Raw genomic sequence first — 18,948 nt, forward strand, 5'->3', positions numbered from 1 at the left:
TCGCTGAGTTTTCGGTGTTTTTATTGACGTGAAGCACGCACTTCCGTAGTATCGCCTGCAATTTCCAGCCGTCGGAAGCCGAGATTTTCATGCGACTTATATTGAGTGCGATGGTGGTGCTACTACTCGCCGCGTGTGCGAGCCAGCCCCCTGTCGCCAACAACGCCGCCGATTCGCAGGCGACGTCCAACTACCTCCGTAAATCAGCCACCGCCAAAGAAACTGTCGACGTCGACAAGCAATCCGTCGGCGACTTGACCAGTGCAGACTCCGATCTCTGGGCGCGCATCCGCCGCGGCTTCCAGATGCCCGACCTGCAGAGCGATCTCGTCGACATGCAGACGACCTGGTACACGCAGCGGCCCGATTACGTGCAACGCATGACCGAGCGCTCGCAGAAGTACCTGTATCACATCGTCGAGGAGCTCGAGGCGCGTCACATGCCGACCGAGCTCGCGCTGCTGCCGTTCATCGAGTCCGCGTACAACCCGCAGGCGCTGTCGGTCGCGAAAGCGGCCGGCATGTGGCAGTTCATGCCCGGCACCGGCCGCACGTACAACCTGAAGCGCAACATGTGGCAGGACGAGCGCCGTGACGTGCTCGCCTCGACGAGCGCCGCGCTCGACTACCTGTCCCGCCTGCACGACATGTTCGGCGACTGGTATCTGGCGCTGGCCGCGTACAACTGGGGCGAAGGCAACGTGCAGCGCGCGATCGCTCGCAACCAGGCGGCCGGCCTGCCGACCGACTACCAGAGCCTGCGGATGCCGAACGAGACGCGTAACTACGTGCCGAAGCTGCAGGCGGTGAAGAACATCATCGCGAGCCCGCAGCAGTACGGCCTGACGCTGCCCGACATCCCGAACCACCCGTATTTCGTGACGGTCACGACGTCGCGCGACATCGACGTGGCGGTGGCCGCGAAGCTCGCGAACCTGCCGCTCGACGAGTTCCGCTCGCTGAACCCGTCGTTCTCGAAGCCGGTGATCCTCGGCGCGACCGAGCCGCAGATCCTGCTGCCGTTCGACAACGCGTCCGCGTTCGAGAAGAGCCTGAAGGCCTACAGCGGCCAGCTGTCGTCGTGGACCACCTACACGGTCAGCGAGCGTGCACGCCCGGCCGCGATCGCCGAGAAGATCGGCGTCGACGCCGATACGCTGATGTCGGTCAACAAGATTCCAGCCGGCATGCGCCTGAAGCCGGGCTCGACGATCGTCGTGCCGCGCGGCGACGACGACGACGAGGACATCAGCGCCGACGTCGCCGAAAACGGCGCGCTCGCAATGGAGCCGGACGTACCCGATACGCGCAAGATGCTGATCCGCGTGCGCCGCAAGCAGTCGATGGCGGCGATCGCCGGCCGCTACGGCGTGTCGGTCGGTCAGTTGAAGGCGTGGAACCGTACGCACCGCGATCTCGCGATGCCGGGCCAGACGCTCGTGCTGCACGTGCCGGTCGGCCGTGCGGTGCCGGCGGAACCCGGCCCGGAGCGGATCGCGACGTCGACGGGTGGTGCGCACATCGAGCGCGCGAGCTTGGCGGTGGGCGGCAAGTCGCACGGCAAGCGCGGCGGCGCCAAGTCGTCGGCGAAGCCGGCGAAGGCCGCTCCCGCGAAAGCCGCTGCCGCGAAAGCCGCGCCGGCCAAGACCACCGCGCACAAGGGCAAGAAGAAGTAAGCGCGGCGGGTGCGCGCAGCGTGGCGGCCGGTAAGGCCCGCACGATTGCGTTATCATCCGACGAATTCGACGAAACGCCGTCACCGAGGTGACGGCGTTTTCGTTTGTGCGCGGCGCGGCAGCGTGGCGTCGTGCGTCTTCATATGACAAGGGGAAGCGATGTCGTCGGTGCAGGTGAGGGTGCTCGCGCTGTTTTCGGTCGGGTATTTCGTGTCGTACGTGTTTCGCGGCGTCAACCTGGGCTTCGCGCCGTTCGTCACGCATGAGCTCGGGCTGTCGGCCGCCGATCTCGGCCTGCTCACCAGCCTCTATTTCCTCGGCTTCGCCGGCGCGCAGATCCCGGCCGGCGTGATGCTCGATCACTTCGGCCCGCGCCGCGTGACGGCCGGCATGCTGCTGTTCGCGGCGGCCGGCGCGGCCGTGTTCGGCGCGGCGCACGGCATCGGCACGATGATGGTCGGCCGCCTGCTGATCGGCGTCGGCGTATCGGTGTGTCTCGGCGCGGCGTTCAAGGCGCTCGCGCAGCATTTTCCGGTCGGCCGGCTGCCGCTCGTCAACGGCCTCGTGATGGCCGTGGGCGGCCTCGGCGGCGTAATGGTCGGCTCGCCGCTGACCTGGCTGCTCGGCTGGACGAGCTGGCGCACGATCTGTTTCGGCCTCGCGGCGCTGACGGTGGTCGTGGCGGCGTCTATCGGCTTCGGCGCGCCCGACGCGCAGCAAGCACGCCATCAGGGCGGGCTCGTCAGCCAGTTCAAGGGCACGTGGCACATCCTGAGCAGCCGCGCGTTCTGGAAGATCGCGTCGTTTTCCGTCGTCACGCAGGGCGTGTTCTATGCGATGCAATCGCTGTGGGTCGGCCCGTATCTGCGCGATGTCGGCGGGTTCGATGCGCCGCATGCCGCGCGCCTCGTGTCGGTGCTCGGCTTCGCGATGATGGCCGGCTGCGTCGGCTTCGGCGCGGCGGCGCGCGTGCTCGAGCGGCGCGGCGTGTCGGTCTACGCCACTTGCGGTATCGGCATGGCGCTGTTCGTCGCGACGCAACTCGCGATCGTCGCGCGCGTGCCGTTGCCGCCGGCCGGGCTGTGGGCCGCCTATGGCATGTTCGGCGGCGTGGGCATCCTGACCTACGCGGTGATGGCCGGCCATTTCCCCGCTCATCTGATCGGCCGCGCGAACACGACGCTCACGCTCGTGATCTTCCTGCTGATCTTCGCATTCCAGATCGGCGTCGGCGCCGTGCTGTCGCACTGGCCGGCGGTCGACGGCCGTTATCCGGCGGCTGCGCACTTCACCGCCTGGGGCGTGCTGCTCGCGCTGCAGCTCGCGAGTGCGGTCTGGTACGCGTGGCCCGCGCGCGGCACTGGCCAAGCGCACTGATCCGGCGGTACGCTGGCGGGTAGGGCAGCAGCCCCGGAAACGGGGCCGCAGCACGTCGCGCGGCGCCGCGGGGCGCGGCGCAACCTCGATCGGACGGCCATATCAATTGAAGATAGGCCCATTTTCAGGCTATAATTTGAAAGTTTGTGCTGATCAACCTCGCACCCTAGCGCCTACCTCATACATCCCGTTCATCCGCCGCACGCCGCCTGTCGGGCGATGCCGCGAAGCCTCGTGCGCCATGCGCCGGGTTCGCGTCTCGACAACGCAGGCCGCGTTCAGCTAGCGACCGCGCGCGCCCACGCAGCGCGGCGCTCGCGCGGCAGGGTAAACAGGTCGGCAGCAGGGTGTTCCCCAAGGAGCCTCCCGTGTTGCCGTCTTTTTCTCCCGCCTTGCTTGCACTCGCCGACGGCACGGTCTTTCGTGGTTATTCGATCGGGGCCGAAGGCCATACGATCGGCGAAGTCGTGTTCAATACCGCGATCACCGGCTATCAGGAAATCCTGACTGATCCGAGCTACTCGCGCCAGATCGTCACGCTCACCTATCCGCATATCGGCAACGTCGGCGTGAACGCCGAAGACGTCGAAGCCACGAAAGTCCATGCCGCCGGCCTGATCATCCGCGATCTGCCGACGCTCGCATCGAACTTCCGCATGGACCGCACGCTCGGCGACTACCTGCGTGACGAAGGCGTCGTCGCGATCGCCGGCATCGACACCCGCAAGCTGACCCGCATTCTGCGCGACAAGGGCGCGCAGAGCGGCTGCATCCTGACGGGTTCCGACGACGCAGCGAAGGCGATCGAGCTCGCGCGCTCGTTCGAGGGCCTCGCCGGCATGGATCTCGCGAAGGTCGTGTCGACCGCGAAGCCGTTCGAGTGGAAGCAGACGGAGTGGCGTCTCGAAGGCGGCTACGGCATGCAGGAAGCGCCGAAGTATCGCGTCGTCGCGTACGACTTCGGCGTCAAGTACAACATTCTGCGCATGCTCGCGGAGCGCGGCTGCCACGTGACGGTGCTGCCGGCCCAGGCGAGCGCGGCCGATGCGCTCGCGCTGAATCCGGACGGTGTGTTCCTGTCGAACGGCCCCGGCGATCCGGAGCCGTGCGATTACGCGATCGCGGCCACGAAGGAATTCATCGAGCGCGGCGTGCCGACCTTCGGCATCTGCCTCGGCCACCAGATCATGGGTCTCGCGGTGGGCGCGAAGACGCTCAAGATGAAAACGGGCCACCACGGCGCGAACCATCCGGTGAAGGATCTCGGCGACGGCCGTGTCGTGATCACGTCGCAGAACCACGGCTTCGCGGTCGACGCCGATTCGCTGCCGGCCAACGCGCGCGTGACGCACGTATCGCTGTTCGACGGCACGCTGCAGGGCTTCGAGCTGACCGACAAGCCGGCGTTCTGCTTCCAGGGCCACCCGGAAGCGTCGCCCGGCCCGCACGACATCGGCTACCTGTTCGACCGTTTCACCGCGCTGATGGACGCGGCGAAGCAGCGCAACGCCTAACGTCATCGACGCAACCGAAGGACGGGAGATTCGCATCATGTTCGGCCACGCACTCGGCATCACGGATATCTGGACCTACGTGTTCGGCGTGATCTTCATCATCCTGCTGCCGGGACCGAACTCGATGTACGTGCTGTCGCTCGCCGCGCAGCGCGGCGTGAAGGCCGGCTATCGCGCGGCCTGCGGCGTGTTCGTCGGCGATACCGTGCTGATGGTGCTGTCCGCCGCGGGCGTCGCGTCGCTGCTGAAGGCGAACCCGCTGCTGTTCTCTGTCGTCAAGTACGGCGGCGCCGCGTACCTGCTGTACATCGGCACCGGGATGCTGCGCAGCGCATGGAGCAAGCTGCGCGCGCGCGGCGACGCGCCGGTCGAGGCGCCGCAGGCGAACGACGGCGAGCGGTCTTTCGACAGGCCGTTGCGCAAGGCGCTGATCGTGAGCCTGCTGAATCCGAAGGCGATCCTGTTCTTCATCTCGTTCTTCATCCAGTTCGTCGACCCGGCATTCCCGCATCCCGCGCTGTCGTTCGTCGTGCTCGGGGCGATCGCGCAATGCGCGAGCTTCCTGTACCTGAGCACGCTGATCTTCGCGGGGGCGCGGCTCGCCGAGCACTTCCGTCGCCGCCGCAAGCTCGCGGCAGGCGCGGCGAGCAGCGTGGGCGGCCTGTTCATCGGTTTCTCGGTGAAGCTTGCGCTCGCGACCATGAGCTGAGCGCCGCCGGCCGACCCACGACAACGATTACTTATTGAATTCACAAGCCATGCCAAAACGCACAGACATCAAGAGCATCCTCATCATCGGCGCCGGCCCGATCATCATCGGCCAGGCGTGCGAGTTCGACTATTCGGGCGCGCAGGCGTGCAAGGCGTTGCGTGAGGAGGGCTACAAGGTCGTTCTCGTCAACAGCAACCCGGCGACGATCATGACCGACCCGAACACGGCCGACGTGACCTACATCGAGCCGATCACGTGGGAAGTCGTCGCGCGCATCATCGAGAAGGAGCGCCCGGACGCGATCCTGCCGACGATGGGCGGCCAGACCGCGTTGAACTGCGCGCTCGACCTGCACCACCACGGCGTGCTCGAGAAGTTCGGCGTCGAGTTGATCGGCGCGTCGCCGGAAGCGATCGACAAGGCGGAAGACCGCCAGAAGTTCAAGGAAGCGATGACCAAGATCGGTCTCGGCTCCGCGAAGTCGGGTATCGCGCATTCGATGGAAGAAGCGTCCAAGGTGCACGCCGAGATCATGGCGGAGACGGGCGGCAGCGGCTACCCGGTCGTGATCCGCCCGTCGTTCACGCTCGGCGGCTCGGGCGGCGGCATCGCGTACAACCGCGAAGAGTTCGAAGAGATCTGCAAGCGCGGTCTCGACCTGTCGCCCACGCGCGAGCTGCTGATCGAAGAGTCGCTGCTCGGCTGGAAGGAATACGAGATGGAAGTCGTGCGCGACCGCGCCGACAACTGCATCATCGTCTGCTCGATCGAAAACCTCGACCCGATGGGCGTGCACACCGGCGACTCGATCACGGTCGCGCCCGCGCAGACGCTCACCGACAAGGAGTACCAGATCCTGCGTAACGCATCGCTCGCGGTGCTGCGCGAGATCGGCGTCGACACGGGCGGCTCGAACGTGCAGTTCTCGATCAACCCGAGGGACGGCCGCATGGTCGTCATCGAGATGAACCCGCGCGTGTCGCGTTCGTCGGCGCTCGCGTCGAAGGCCACCGGCTTCCCGATCGCGAAGGTCGCCGCGAAGCTGGCGGTCGGCTACACGCTCGACGAGCTGAAGAACGAAATCACCGGCGGCCAGACGCCGGCGTCGTTCGAGCCGACGATCGACTACGTCGTCACGAAGATTCCGCGTTTCGCGTTCGAGAAGTTCCGCGAAGCCGATTCGCGCCTGACCACGCAGATGAAGTCGGTCGGCGAAGTGATGGCGATCGGCCGCACGTTCCAGGAATCGTTCCAGAAGGCGCTGCGCGGCCTCGAAGTCGGGGTCGACGGCCTCGACGAGAAGTCGACCAACCGCGACGAGATCGCGATCGAGATCCACGAGCCGGGCCCGGATCGCATCTGGTACGTCGGCGATGCGTTCCGCATCGGCATGACGGCCGAGGAAATCTTCGCGGAAACCGCGATCGACCCGTGGTTCCTCGAGCAGATCGAGCAGATCATCCTGAAGGAAAAGGCGCTCGGGGGCCGCACGCTCGCGTCGCTGACGTTCGACGAGCTGCGCTACCTGAAGCAGAGCGGCTTCTCCGACCGCCGCCTCGCGAAGTTGCTTGGCGCGACGCCGGAAGACGTCCGCAAGCGCCGCGTGGAACTGAACGTGCGCCCGGTCTACAAGCGCGTCGACACGTGCGCGGCCGAGTTCGCGACGAAGACGGCCTACATGTACTCGACCTACGAGGAAGAGTGCGAGGCGCAGCCGACCACGAACAAGAAGATCATGGTGCTGGGCGGCGGCCCGAACCGGATCGGCCAGGGCATCGAGTTCGACTACTGCTGCGTGCACGCGGCGCTCGCGATGCGCGAGGACGGCTATGAAACGATCATGGTCAACTGCAACCCGGAAACGGTGTCGACCGACTACGACACGTCCGATCGCCTGTACTTCGAGCCGCTGACGCTCGAGGACGTGCTCGAGATCGTCGACAAGGAAAAGCCGGTCGGCGTGATCGTCCAGTACGGCGGCCAGACGCCGCTGAAGCTCGCGCTCGACCTCGAGGCGCACGGCGTGCCGATCGTCGGCACGTCGCCGGACATGATCGACGCGGCCGAAGACCGCGAACGCTTCCAGAAGCTGCTGCAGGACCTCGGCCTGCGCCAGCCGCCGAACCGCACCGCCCGCGCCGAAGACGAAGCGCTCGCGCTGGCCGACGAAATCGGCTATCCGCTGGTCGTGCGTCCGTCGTACGTGCTCGGCGGCCGCGCGATGGAAATCGTCCACGAGCCGCGCGATCTCGAGCGCTACATGCGCGAGGCCGTGAAGGTGTCGAACGATTCGCCGGTGCTGCTCGACCGCTTCCTGAACGACGCGATCGAGTGCGACGTCGACTGCATCTGCGACGGCGACGCCGTGTTCATCGGCGGCGTGATGGAGCACATCGAGCAGGCGGGCGTTCACTCGGGCGACTCGGCGTGCTCGCTGCCGCCGTATTCGCTGTCGAAGGAGACCGTGGCCGAGCTGAAGCGCCAGACGGGCGCGATGGCGAAGGCGCTGAACGTGGTCGGCCTGATGAACGTGCAGTTCGCGATCCAGCAGGTGCCGCAGGCGGATGGTTCGAAGCAGGACATCATCTACGTGCTGGAAGTGAACCCGCGCGCGTCGCGCACGGTGCCGTACGTGTCGAAGGCGACCAGCCTGCCGCTCGCGAAGATCGCGGCGCGCGCGATGGTCGGCCAGAAGCTCGCGCAGCAGGGCGTGACGAAGGAAGTCGAGCCGCCGTACTTCAGCGTGAAGGAAGCGGTGTTCCCGTTCGTCAAGTTCCCGACCGTCGATCCGGTCCTCGGGCCCGAAATGCGTTCGACCGGCGAAGTGATGGGCGTCGGCCGGACGTTCGGCGAAGCGCTGTTCAAGTCGCAGCTCGCGGCCGGTTCGCGCCTGCCGGAGTCGGGCACGGTGCTGCTGACCGTGATGGATGCCGACAAGCCGAAGGCCGTCGAAGTCGCGCGCATGCTGCACGACCTCGGCTACCCGATCGTCGCGACCAAGGGCACGGCTGCCGCGATCGAAGCGGCCGGCGTGCCGGTGAAGGTCGTGAACAAGGTGAAGGACGGCCGTCCGCACATCGTCGACATGATCAAGAACGGCGAGATCGCACTCGTGTTCACGACGGTCGACGAGACGCGCCAGGCGATCGCCGATTCGCGTTCGATCCGCATGAGCGCGCAGGCGCACAAGGTCACGTACTACACGACGATGTCGGGCGCGCGCGCGGCCGTCGAGGGCTTGCGCTACCTGAAGGATCTGGAAGTCTATGATTTACAAGGTCTTCACGCTCGCCTAAACTAAGCGGTCAGTTACCTGTCGAAGCAACACGTGCCGCGATTAGGCGGTGTTTCCAGTGCATCGGAAGCGCGCTTAATCGCGGTGATTTTTTTTATAGCCGTTTTTAGCGATTGAGCCGTTTATGAGCACCATTCCGTTGACAAAGCGTGGCGCGGAGCAACTGCGCGATGAATTGCAGCGCCTCAAGTCCGTCGAGCGGCCGGCCGTGATCAACGCGATCGCGGAGGCCCGCGCACAGGGCGACCTGTCCGAAAACGCCGAATACGATGCCGCGAAGGAAAAACAGGGCTTCATCGAGGGGCGCATCGCCGAACTCGAATCGAAGCTGTCCGCCGCGCAGGTCATCGATCCCACGGTGCTCGACGCCGATGGCCGCGTGGTGTTCGCCGCGACGGTCGAGCTCGAGGATCTCGAGTCGGGCGATACCGTCAAGTACCAGATCGTCGGCGACGACGAAGCCGATATCGATCACGGCCTGATCTCGGTCAGCTCGCCGATCGCGCGCGCGCTGATCGGCAAGTCCGAAGGCGACGTCGCCGCCGTGCAGGCGCCGAGCGGCGTGCGCGAGTACGAAATCATCTCGGTCAGCTACATCTGAAGCGGGGCGACGTGATGCCGCATCGCGTGTTCCGTCTGCTGTCGGCCGTGTGGGTCGGCAGCCTGCTGACGATCGGGTATGCGGTCGCGCCCGTGTTGTTCAAGACGCTGGAGCGGATGACGGCCGGTTCGGTCGCCGCCCAGCTGTTCCGCATCGAGGCGATCCTCGGCGTCGTGTGCGGCGTGCTGCTGCTCGCGTTGTCGAACCAGCAGGTGCGGCGCGGCAGCAGCGAATATCGCCGCGTGCGCTGGATCGTCGCCGCGATGGTCGTGTGCGTGCTGGTCGGGTATTTCGCGTTGCAGCCGTTCATGAACGCGCTGCGGGTGGCCGCGATGGACGCGGGCACCGATATCGCGAATTCGCCGTATGCGAGCCGCTTCGGGATGCTGCACGGCGTCTCGAGCGTGTTCTATCTCGTCGAGAGCGTGCTGGGGCTGATGCTGATCTGGCGTCTGCCGGCGCGCGACGCCTGAGCGGCGCGCCGGGGCAGGGCGGCACGGGAATCCGTGCCGCACCGGCGTGTTACTTGTCCTGGAACGGCCGCTTGGTGCTGGCCTGGCGCTTTTTCGCACGCTTCACGGTGCCGCCTGCGGTCACGCGTTCGTTGCCGCGCACGGTGACCTTGACCGGGCGCGGACGGCGCACGGGGCTCGCGTTCGGCGACACCTTGACGACCTTGACGGTGCGCGGCGCACGCCCCTTGCGGTCGTCGGCGGCTTCGGCCGCGCTCGGCAGCGCGCCGGCACGGCGGCCGCGGGTCGGGGCCGCAACCGCCGCCTCGGGCTTCCAGATCACCAGCAGCTTGCCGATGTGCTGGATCGGCGCCGCGTTCAGGCGGTCGCAGATCTCGTCGTAGATCGAGACGCGCGTGTCGCGTTCGTCGCCGAACACGCGGATCTTGATCAGTTGGTGCGCGTCGAGGTGCACCTTGATTTCCTTCAGTACGGCGTCGGTCAGCCCTTCGGCGCCGATCAGCACGACGGGCTTGAGCGCATGGGCCTGGGAGCGCAGCGCGGAGCGCTCGGCGGGAGAAAGCGAAAGGGCGGGCATGGAAATGTCGAAATCTTAATAAGGGCGCGCCGACTGGATAGCGATCGCGGAACGTTACCGCGTCAGCCGTGCGCCGAAACCACGTAAAATCGCGGCTTGGGCCTGAAAAGGGGCCGCAGCCGCGCGAAGAAGACGCGTATTATCCGCTAAAAGCGCGGCTTCACGAAGCAATTGGCAGCAATCTCTCTCTCGAATGGCAAAAAACCGCTTCAACCAGCACTGGCTGCACGACCACATCAACGACCCGTACGTCAAAATGGCGCAGCGGGAGGGCTATCGCGCGCGCGCCGCGTACAAGCTGAAGGAAATCGACGAGCAGGACAAGCTGATCCGTCCGGGCCAGGTGATCGTCGATCTCGGCGCCACGCCGGGCAGCTGGAGCCAGTATGCCCGCAACAAGCTCGCGCAGGGCAAGAAGCGTGACGCGGAGCGCGAAGGCGGCATCGACGGCACGATCGTTGCGCTCGACATCCTGCCGATGGAGCCGATCGCCGACGTCCACTTCCTGCAGGGCGACTTCCGCGAGGACGATGTCCTCCATCAGCTCGAGGAGGTGCTCGAAGGCCGCGCGGTGGACCTTGTTATTTCCGACATGGCCCCCAACCTGTCCGGGGTGGCCTCGGCGGACGCGGCGCGCATCGAGCATCTCTGCGATCTGGCGCTCGAATTCGCGCAGAATCATCTGAAGCCGGACGGTGCGCTGCTCGTGAAGTGTTTTCACGGCAGCGGCTACAGCCAGATCGTCGAGAAGTTCAAACAGCAGTTTAAGGTCGTCGCGCCGCGCAAGCCCAAGGCATCCCGCGACAAATCGTCCGAAACGTTCATTTTGGGTCGGCAACTGAAGCACCCGCGCTGATGCGCAAACGGGCTCCGGCCCTTGCCAGACAAGCGAAGCGCTATCGCGGCGGTTGTCAATGCTTATGGCAGGGGTGGTCGGACTGGATTAGAATGACCGAGGGGCGCCGCAAGGAAAATGTAGGCGCTCGTCTACGAGTGAAGGAGTGGTGCTTTGAACAACAATATGTTTTCGAAGGCAGCGGTGTGGCTGGTGATCGCACTGGTGCTGTTTACGGTGTTCAAGCAGTTCGACAAGCCCCGCGTCCAGGAAGGCGTGTCCTATTCGCAGTTCATGGACGACGCCAAGAACGGCAAGGTCAAGAACGTCATCGTTCAGGGGCGCAACCTCACCGTCACTCCGGCTGATGGCCAGAAATACCAGATCGTGTCGCCCGGCGACATCTGGATGGTCGGCGATCTGATGAAGTACGGCGTGCAGGTCAGCGGCAAGGCCGACGACGAGCCGAACGCGCTGATGTCCGCGCTGTACTACCTCGGGCCGACGATCCTGATCATCGTGTTCTGGTTCTACATGATGAGGCAGATGCAGGGGGGCGGCAAAGGCGGCGCATTCTCGTTCGGGAAATCGCGTGCGCGGCTGATCGACGAGAACAACAACGCGGTGAACTTCTCCGACGTCGCGGGCTGCGACGAAGCGAAGGAGGAAGTGTCCGAGCTCGTCGATTTCCTGCGCGATCCGCAGAAATTCCAGAAACTGGGCGGCCGCATTCCGCGCGGCGTGCTGCTGGTCGGGCCCCCGGGTACCGGCAAGACGCTGCTCGCTCGCGCGATCGCGGGTGAAGCGAAGGTGCCGTTCTTCAGCATCTCGGGTTCGGACTTCGTCGAAATGTTCGTCGGCGTCGGCGCGGCCCGTGTGCGCGACATGTTCGAGCAGGCGAAGAAGCATGCGCCGTGCATCGTGTTCATCGACGAAATCGACGCGGTCGGCCGTCATCGCGGCGCCGGCATGGGCGGCGGCAACGACGAACGCGAGCAGACGCTGAACCAGATGCTCGTCGAGATGGACGGCTTCGAGGCGAACTCGGGCGTGATCGTGATCGCCGCGACCAACCGTTCCGACGTGCTCGACAAGGCGCTGCTGCGTCCGGGCCGTTTCGACCGTCAGGTGTATGTGGGCCTGCCGGACATCCGCGGCCGCGAGCAGATCATGCGCGTGCACCTGCGCAAGGTGCCGATCGCGAACGACGTCGACGCGGCGGTGATCGCGCGCGGCACGCCGGGCTTCTCGGGCGCCGATCTCGCGAACCTCGTGAACGAGGCGGCGTTGTTCGCCGCACGTCGCGGCAAGCGCATCGTCGAGATGCAGGATTTCGAGGACGCGAAGGACAAGATCTTCATGGGTCCGGAGCGCAAGTCGGCCGTGATCCGCGAGGAAGCGAAGCGCGCAACCGCGTATCACGAGTCGGGCCACGCGGTGATCGCGAAGCTGCTGCCGAAGGCCGACCCGGTGCACAAGGTCACGATCATTCCGCGCGGTCGCGCGCTGGGCGTCACCTGGCAGTTGCCGGAGCATGACAACGAGACGTATTCGAAGGATTACCTGCTGGACCGCCTCGCGATCCTGTTCGGTGGGCGGGTGGCCGAAGAGTTGTTCATGAACCTGGTCAGCACCGGCGCTTCGGACGACTTCAACAAGGCCACGCAGACGGCGCGTGCGATGGTTGCGCGTTTCGGCATGACCGACGCACTCGGGCCGATGGTCTACGTCGACGACGAGAACGATGCGTCGCCGTTCGGCCGCGGCTTCACGCGCACGATTTCGGAAGCGACGCAGCAGAAGGTCGACTCGGAAATCCGCCGCGTGCTCGACGAGCAGTACAACCTTGCGCGCCGCCTGCTCGAAGAGAACCGCGACAAGGTCGAGGCGATGACGGCCGCGCTGATGGAGTGGGAGACGATCGACGCCGATCAGATCAACGACATCATGGAAGGCCGTCCGCCGCGCTCGCCGAAGAGCTCGCCGGCTGTCGGCGGCGATTCGTCGGGCGGCGGCAGCGCCGAGGTCAAGCCCGGCAGCGCGCCGGCGCCGGCTACGCCGGCGGCATAATCTCCGCTTTAGCACCGTTCACGGGCTGGTGTGGCTTCACACCGGCCCGTTTTGCATTCATCCACGCCCGTTGCTCGTGTCCGATTCCGCAGTGTCCCCGTTCATTCCCGCGCCGCTCCGGTGCGGCCGCTTCGAACTGACGTTCGAACGTCCGCTCGTGATGGGCATCCTCAACGCCACACCCGATTCGTTTTCCGACGGCGGCCGCTTCTTTGCGCGCGACGATGCGCTGCGCCAGGCCGAGCGGATGATCGCCGACGGCGCGGATCTGCTCGACATCGGCGGAGAATCGACGCGCCCCGGCGCGCCCCCCGTGCCGCTCGACGACGAGCTCGCGCGCGTGATTCCGCTCGTCGAGGCGCTGCGGCCGCTGAATGTGCCGCTGTCGATCGATACCTACAAGCCGGCCGTGATGCGCGCGGCGCTGGCCGCCGGCGCGGACCTGATCAACGACATCTGGGGGTTCCGCCAGCCGGGCGCGATCGACGCGGTGCGCGACGGCAATAGCGGCCTGTGCGCGATGCACATGCTCGGCGAGCCGCAGACGATGCAGGTCGGCGAACCCGACTACGGCGACGTCGTGACCGACGTGCGCGATTTTCTCGCGGCCCGCGCCCAGGCGCTGCGCGACGCGGGGGTGGCGGCGGAGCGCATTTGCGTCGATCCCGGCTTCGGGTTCGGCAAGGCGGTCGTCGACGACAACTATGCGCTGCTGGCCGCATTGCCGGACACGGCGCCTGCGCGACCCGACGGGCGCGCTTATCCGATTCTCGCGGGCATGTCGCGCAAATCGATGCTCGGCGCTGTGATCGGCGGCAAGCCGCCGATGGAGCGCGTCGCGGCGAGCGTGGCGGCCGCGGTGTGCGCGGTCGAGCGCGGCGCCGCGATCGTGCGCGTGCACGACGTCGCGGCGACGGTCGATGCGCTGAAAGTATGGAATGCCGTGCGCGCAGCCGCGCGGCAACGATAAGCAAGTCAGAAAGACGAAGGAGGAAGGATCCCATGGGACGTCGATATTTCGGCACGGACGGCATTCGCGGCACGGTGGGCGACTCGCCCATCACGCCGGATTTCGTATTGCGTCTCGGCTATGCGGCCGGCAAGGTACTGGCCAGCTCGGCCGACGTCGCGGCAGGCTCGCGTCCGACCGTGCTGATCGGCAAGGACACGCGCGTGTCGGGTTACATGCTCGAAGCCGCGCTCGAGGCCGGGTTCTCGGCGGCCGGCGTCGACGTGATGCTGGCCGGCCCGATGCCGACGCCCGGCGTCGCGTACCTGACGCGTGCGCTGCGTCTGTCGGCCGGTGTCGTGATCAGCGCGTCGCACAACCCGTATCACGACAACGGGATCAAGTTTTTCTCGGCTGACGGCAACAAGCTGCCCGACGACACCGAAGCCGAGATCGAAGCATGGCTCGACAAGCCGCTCGAATGCGCGCCGTCGGACGGGCTCGGCAAGGCGCGCCGCCTCGACGACGCAGGCGGCCGCTACATCGAATTCTGCAAGAGCACGTTCCCGGCCGCGTTCGACCTGCGCGGGCTGAAGCTCGTGATCGATTGCGCGCACGGCGCCGCGTACCAGGTTGCGCCGCACGTATTCCACGAACTCGGCGCGGACGTCATTCCGATCGGCGTCGCGCCGAACGGCTTCAACATCAACGACGGCGTCGGCGCGACCGCGCCGGACGCGCTGGTGCGCGCGGTGCGGGCGAACCACGCCGATCTCGGCATCGCGCTCGACGGCGACGCCGATCGCCTGCAGGTCGTGGACGCGACCGGCCGCCTGTACAACGGCGACGAGCTGCTCTACGTGCTCGTGAAGGACCGGATCGCGACCGACGGCAAGGTCGATGGCGCGGTCGGCACGCTGATGACGAACCTCGCCGTCGAAGTCGCGCTGCAGCGCGAGGGCGTGAAATTCGTGCGGGCGGCGGTCGGCGATCGCTACGTGCTCGAGCAGTTGCGCGAGCACGGCTGGCAGCTCGGCGCGGAAGGGTCGGGCCACATCCTGTCGCTCGACCGGCACTCGACCGGCGACGGCATCGTGTCGGCGCTGCTCGTGCTGGCCGCGCTGAAGCGCAGCGGCCGCACCCTCGCGCAGATGCTCGACGGCGTCACGCTGTTCCCGCAGAAGCTGATCAACGTGCGGATGAAGCCGGGCGCCGACTGGAAGGGCAGCGCGTCGATTCGCGCCGCGATCGATGCAGCCGAAGCCGCGCTCGCCGGCAGCGGCCGCGTGCTGATCCGCGCATCGGGCACGGAGCCCGTGCTGCGCGTGATGGTCGAAGCGCAGCAGGCGGCCGATGCGGTGCGCCATGCGGAGACGATCGCCGACGCGGTGCGCGCGGCGACGACCTGACCGGGGGCTGGGGCGCGCGGCGATCCGACCGGCCCGCGCGCCGGCTGCCGGTGAATATGCGTGCGGCGCCCTCGGGTGCCGTCGTTTCGTCTGACGCAAAGGTTTGCCATTGCCTGATGAGGCAACATTCGACAAACGCGCTTTTCGGATCGAATCAGGTATCCGACCCCACAATCAAACCTGCTGCCGGCCCGGGCTTCCCGTCCGGCCGATGCTGCGCTACGATGCGCCCGCACGCCCTAGGAAAAGGGCGGTCCATCTTCCCTTCCGAGTCAGGCAATTCTTGCCGCCAGCGCCGTTCCCGCGCCTCGCCGCGCCACCCCGATACTCCCTTTCAACCAGTCATGTTACTGTCACGCCAGTTTCATCGATTGTCACATTACCGTCATGAGGAGCCCCTAACCTTCGCGGTGCCGTAGTCATCCGCTCACACACTGGAGGTCTCATGAAATTGATGCAAACCGCGATTGCCGGCCTGGCTGGCGCGCTTTTCGCCGTCGCCGCCCACGCTGCCGACATCACGGGCGCAGGTAGCACGTTCGCGATGCCGATCTATACGAAATGGGCTGCGGACTATCAGCAGTCCGGCGGTTCGAAGGTCAACTACCAGGGCATCGGCTCGTCGGGCGGCCTGAAGCAGATCGTCGCGAAGACGGTCGATTTTGCCGGTTCGGACGCGCCGCTGAAGGACGAAGAGCTCGCGAAGGAAGGCCTGTTCCAGTTCCCGACGGTGGTCGGCGGCGTGGTGCCGGTCGTCAACGTGCCGGGCGTGAAGGCCGGCGAACTGACGCTGTCGGGCCCGGTGCTCGGCGACATCTACCTCGGCAAGATCAAGAAGTGGAACGACCCGGCGATCGTCGCGCTGAACCCGAAGGTCAAGCTGCCGGATACGGACATCGCCGTGGTCCGCCGCGCTGACGGTTCGGGTACGAGCTTCATCTGGACGAACTACCTGTCGAAGGTCAACGACGAGTGGAAGTCGAAGATCGGCGAAGGCACGACGGTCAACTGGCCGACGGGTACGGGCGGCAAGGGCAACGACGGCGTCGCGGCCTTCGTGCAGCGCCTGCCGGGCGCGATCGGCTACGTCGAGTGGGCGTACGCGAAGAAGAACAACATGACCTACACGGCCCTGAAGAATTCGACGGGCACGGTGGTCGAGCCGAAGACGGAAACGTTCAAGGCCGCAGCAGCAGGCGCGAACTGGTCGAAGTCGTTCTACCAGATCCTGACGAACCAGCCGGGCAAGGAAGCGTGGCCGGTCGTCGGCGCGACGTTCGTGCTGCTGCACGCGAAGCAGGACAAGCCGGAGCAGGGCGCGGAAACGCTGAAGTTCTTCAGCTGGGCGTTCAAGAACGGCGAGAAGGCTGCCGACAGCCTCGACTACATCTCGCTGCCGGCGTCGGTCGAGACGGAAATCCGCAAGCAGTGGAAGACGAAGGTGACGGACGCTTCGGGCAAGCCGGTCGCCGCCGAGTAAGCCATCCAGCGGTTCGCTGCCCGGCCGTGCCGGTCGGGCAGTGTGTGCGGTAAAGCCGGGCGTTACGGCGCCCGGCGATCAAAAGCAGGCACCCATGTCTGATATTTCATACACGTCCTCCCGATCGCCCGACAGTGCACAGCGCGCGCCGAGCCGTCTCGGGGATGTCCTGTTCGGCGGCCTTGCGCGGCTCGCCGCGATCGTGACCCTGCTGTTGCTGGGCGGGATCATCGTTTCCCTGATCTTTGCGTCGATGCCGACCATCCAGAAGTTCGGCCTCGGCTTTCTGTGGCAATCCGAGTGGGATCCCAACTCGGACATCTACGGCGCACTCGTGCCGATCTACGGCACCATCGTGACGTCGATCATTGCGCTCGTCATTGCAGTGCCGGTCAGTTTCGGCATCGCGTTGTTCCTCACCGAGCTCGCACCCGTGTGGCTGCGCCGTCCGCTCGGCATCGCGATCGAGCTGCTCGCCGCGATTCCGTCGATCGTGTACGGCATGTGGGGGCTGCTCGTGTTCGCGCCGATCTTCGCCGAATACTTCCAGAAACCGATCGGCCGCCTGTTCAAGGACGTGTGGGTGCTCGGCCCGCTGACGTCCGGCGCGCCGATCGGCATCGGCATCCTCGCGGCCGGCGTGATCCTCGCGATCATGATCATCCCGTACATCGCATCGGTGATGCGCGACGTGTTCGAGGTCACGCCGGTGCTGCTGAAGGAATCGGCATACGGAATCGGTTGCACGACCTGGGAAGTGATGTGGAAGGTGGTGCTGCCCTATACGAAGACCGGTGTGATCGGCGGCGTGATGCTCGGCCTCGGCCGCGCACTCGGCGAAACGATGGCCGTGACCTTCGTGATCGGCAACACCAACCTGCTCGACAGCGTGTCGCTGTTCGCGCCGGGCAACAGCATCACGTCGGCGCTCGCGAACGAATTCGCGGAAGCGCAGCCGGGCCTGCATACGTCGGCGCTGATGGAACTGGGCCTGATCCTGTTCGTGATCACGTTCATCGTGCTGTCCATCTCCAAACTGCTGCTGCTTCGTCTCGAGAAGGGAGAGGGCAAGAAATGAGCGAGCCCATCATGAATTTCCCGGGGCCGGACGGCGCCGCGCTCGACGCGATGCGCAACCGCCTGCAGCGCAAGCGCAAGGCCGTCAACGCAATCGCGCTCGCCGCGTCGCTCGGCGCGATGGCCTTCGGCCTGGTGTGGCTCGTGTGGATTCTCTACACGACGGTGCACCTCGGCGTCGGCGGCCTGTCGCTGCAACTGTTCACCGAATCGACGCCGGCACCGAACACGGAAGGCGGCGGTCTCGCGAACGCGATCGTCGGCAGCCTGCTGCTCTGCGGCTTCGGCACGCTGGTCGGCACGCCGATCGGCATCCTCGCGGGCGTCTATCTCGCCGAATACGGCCAGAAGAACCTGCTGGCGAGCACGATCCGCTTCATCAACGACATCCTGCTCTCGGCGCCGTCGATCGTCATCGGCCTGTTCGTGTACGCGATCGTCGTCGCGAAGTCGGGGCGCTTCTCGGGCTGGGCCGGCGTGATCGCGCTCGCGCTGCTGCAGATCCCGATCGTGATCCGCACGACCGAGAACATGCTGAAGCTCGTGCCGAATGCGCTGCGCGAAGCGGCCGTCGCGCTCGGCACGCCGAAGTGGCGCATGGTGCTGAAGATCACGCTGCGCGCGTCGGTCGGCGGGATCGTGACGGGCGTACTGCTCGCGGTCGCGCGGATCGCCGGCGAAACGGCGCCGCTGCTGTTCACCGCACTGTCGAACCAGTTCTTCTCGTGGGACATGAGCCAGCCGATGGCGAACCTGCCGGTCACGATCTACAAGTTCGCGATGAGCCCGTTCGCGGAATGGCAGTCGCTCGCATGGGCGGGCGTGTTCCTGATTACGCTCGGGGTGCTCGGACTGAACGTCCTGGCGCGCTCGATCTTCTCGAAAAAGTAACGGCGGAGCAAT

The 18,948-nt window shown here is 66.1% G+C and carries 15 protein-coding genes; 14 read left to right on the forward strand and 1 reads right to left on the reverse strand.

The window, feature by feature from the left end:
- Positions 1-89 precede the first annotated feature (89 nt).
- The 7 genes from WT97_RS21850 to WT97_RS21880 all read left to right on the forward strand — a co-directional run bounded on the left by WT97_RS21850 (position 90) and on the right by WT97_RS21880 (position 9,648).
- Entirely contained in the window at positions 90-1,676 is a 1,587-nt protein-coding gene (locus tag WT97_RS21850; RefSeq protein ID WP_059501969.1) for a transglycosylase SLT domain-containing protein, read from the forward strand.
- 159 nt (positions 1,677-1,835) lie between these two features.
- On the forward strand, positions 1,836-3,053 hold the full coding sequence (locus WT97_RS21855; RefSeq protein ID WP_082751468.1) for a nitrate/nitrite transporter: 1,218 nt from the start codon (positions 1,836-1,838) through the stop codon (positions 3,051-3,053).
- A 368-nt stretch (positions 3,054-3,421) separates the two neighbouring features.
- Positions 3,422-4,567, forward strand: a complete 1,146-nt coding sequence (carA, locus tag WT97_RS21860) for a glutamine-hydrolyzing carbamoyl-phosphate synthase small subunit (protein WP_059501972.1) — start codon at positions 3,422-3,424, stop codon at positions 4,565-4,567.
- 37 nt (positions 4,568-4,604) lie between these two features.
- Positions 4,605-5,276: a leucine efflux protein LeuE gene (leuE, locus tag WT97_RS21865; RefSeq protein WP_060354407.1), complete on the forward strand. Its 672-nt coding sequence runs from the start codon at positions 4,605-4,607 to the stop codon at positions 5,274-5,276.
- A gap of 49 nt (positions 5,277-5,325) precedes the next feature.
- A complete protein-coding gene (carB, locus tag WT97_RS21870) occupies positions 5,326-8,580 on the forward strand; it encodes a carbamoyl-phosphate synthase large subunit (RefSeq protein WP_060354408.1) in 3,255 nt (1,084 codons plus the stop codon).
- Positions 8,581-8,698: 118 nt separating this feature from the next.
- Positions 8,699-9,175: a transcription elongation factor GreA gene (gene greA, locus WT97_RS21875; RefSeq protein WP_034206950.1), complete on the forward strand. Its 477-nt coding sequence runs from the start codon at positions 8,699-8,701 to the stop codon at positions 9,173-9,175.
- A 14-nt stretch (positions 9,176-9,189) separates the two neighbouring features.
- On the forward strand, positions 9,190-9,648 hold the full coding sequence (locus WT97_RS21880; RefSeq protein ID WP_006497614.1) for a DUF4149 domain-containing protein: 459 nt from the start codon (positions 9,190-9,192) through the stop codon (positions 9,646-9,648).
- Positions 9,649-9,697: 49 nt separating this feature from the next.
- Here WT97_RS21880 and WT97_RS21885 read toward each other — a convergent pair whose 3' ends face one another.
- Entirely contained in the window at positions 9,698-10,225 is a 528-nt protein-coding gene (locus WT97_RS21885) for a YhbY family RNA-binding protein (RefSeq protein ID WP_059501978.1), read from the reverse strand.
- A 193-nt stretch (positions 10,226-10,418) separates the two neighbouring features.
- Here WT97_RS21885 and WT97_RS21890 point away from each other — a divergent pair, with 193 nt between their 5' ends.
- From WT97_RS21890 to pstA, 7 genes are all read left to right on the forward strand, one after another.
- A complete protein-coding gene (locus WT97_RS21890) occupies positions 10,419-11,081 on the forward strand; it encodes an RlmE family RNA methyltransferase (RefSeq protein ID WP_006476343.1) in 663 nt (220 codons plus the stop codon).
- Positions 11,082-11,234: 153 nt separating this feature from the next.
- Entirely contained in the window at positions 11,235-13,130 is a 1,896-nt protein-coding gene (gene ftsH, locus WT97_RS21895; protein WP_034206953.1) for an ATP-dependent zinc metalloprotease FtsH, read from the forward strand.
- Positions 13,131-13,158: 28 nt separating this feature from the next.
- Positions 13,159-14,100, forward strand: coding sequence for a dihydropteroate synthase (folP, locus tag WT97_RS21900; protein ID WP_060036370.1), 942 nt, complete (start codon positions 13,159-13,161; stop codon positions 14,098-14,100).
- A 32-nt stretch (positions 14,101-14,132) separates the two neighbouring features.
- Positions 14,133-15,488 carry a phosphoglucosamine mutase gene (gene glmM, locus WT97_RS21905; RefSeq protein WP_060354409.1) on the forward strand — a complete coding sequence of 452 codons (1,356 nt, stop codon included), beginning with the start codon at positions 14,133-14,135 and terminating at the stop codon, positions 15,486-15,488.
- Positions 15,489-15,933: 445 nt separating this feature from the next.
- A complete protein-coding gene (gene pstS / locus WT97_RS21910) occupies positions 15,934-16,968 on the forward strand; it encodes a phosphate ABC transporter substrate-binding protein PstS (RefSeq protein WP_034206955.1) in 1,035 nt (344 codons plus the stop codon).
- A gap of 94 nt (positions 16,969-17,062) precedes the next feature.
- Positions 17,063-18,046, forward strand: a complete 984-nt coding sequence (gene pstC / locus WT97_RS21915) for a phosphate ABC transporter permease PstC (protein ID WP_059501984.1) — start codon at positions 17,063-17,065, stop codon at positions 18,044-18,046.
- Positions 18,043-18,936 (forward strand): phosphate ABC transporter permease PstA, encoded by an 894-nt coding sequence (gene pstA, locus WT97_RS21920; protein WP_059501986.1) that lies wholly within the window; start codon positions 18,043-18,045, stop codon positions 18,934-18,936. The genes pstC and pstA overlap by 4 nt, the downstream gene beginning before the upstream one ends.
- Positions 18,937-18,948: the final 12 nt, after the last annotated feature.

Origin of the sequence: Burkholderia sp. MSMB1459WGS (assembly GCF_001534535.1) — a bacterium.
GTDB lineage: Bacteria > Pseudomonadota > Gammaproteobacteria > Burkholderiales > Burkholderiaceae > Burkholderia.

Coding starts and splice junctions, on each gene's coding strand:
- WT97_RS21850 (WP_059501969.1), top strand. CDS start 90: ATGCGACTTATATTGAGTGCGATGGTGGTGCTACTACTCGCCGCGTGT.
- pstS (WP_034206955.1), top strand. CDS start 15,934: ATGAAATTGATGCAAACCGCGATTGCCGGCCTGGCTGGCGCGCTTTTC.
- WT97_RS21855 (WP_082751468.1), top strand. CDS start 1,836: ATGTCGTCGGTGCAGGTGAGGGTGCTCGCGCTGTTTTCGGTCGGGTAT.
- pstA (WP_059501986.1), top strand. CDS start 18,043: ATGAGCGAGCCCATCATGAATTTCCCGGGGCCGGACGGCGCCGCGCTC.
- WT97_RS21880 (WP_006497614.1), top strand. CDS start 9,190: ATGCCGCATCGCGTGTTCCGTCTGCTGTCGGCCGTGTGGGTCGGCAGC.
- greA (WP_034206950.1), top strand. CDS start 8,699: ATGAGCACCATTCCGTTGACAAAGCGTGGCGCGGAGCAACTGCGCGAT.
- carB (WP_060354408.1), top strand. CDS start 5,326: ATGCCAAAACGCACAGACATCAAGAGCATCCTCATCATCGGCGCCGGC.
- pstC (WP_059501984.1), top strand. CDS start 17,063: ATGTCTGATATTTCATACACGTCCTCCCGATCGCCCGACAGTGCACAG.
- WT97_RS21885 (WP_059501978.1), bottom strand. CDS start 10,225: ATGCCCGCCCTTTCGCTTTCTCCCGCCGAGCGCTCCGCGCTGCGCTCC.
- WT97_RS21890 (WP_006476343.1), top strand. CDS start 10,419: ATGGCAAAAAACCGCTTCAACCAGCACTGGCTGCACGACCACATCAAC.
- leuE (WP_060354407.1), top strand. CDS start 4,605: ATGTTCGGCCACGCACTCGGCATCACGGATATCTGGACCTACGTGTTC.
- glmM (WP_060354409.1), top strand. CDS start 14,133: ATGGGACGTCGATATTTCGGCACGGACGGCATTCGCGGCACGGTGGGC.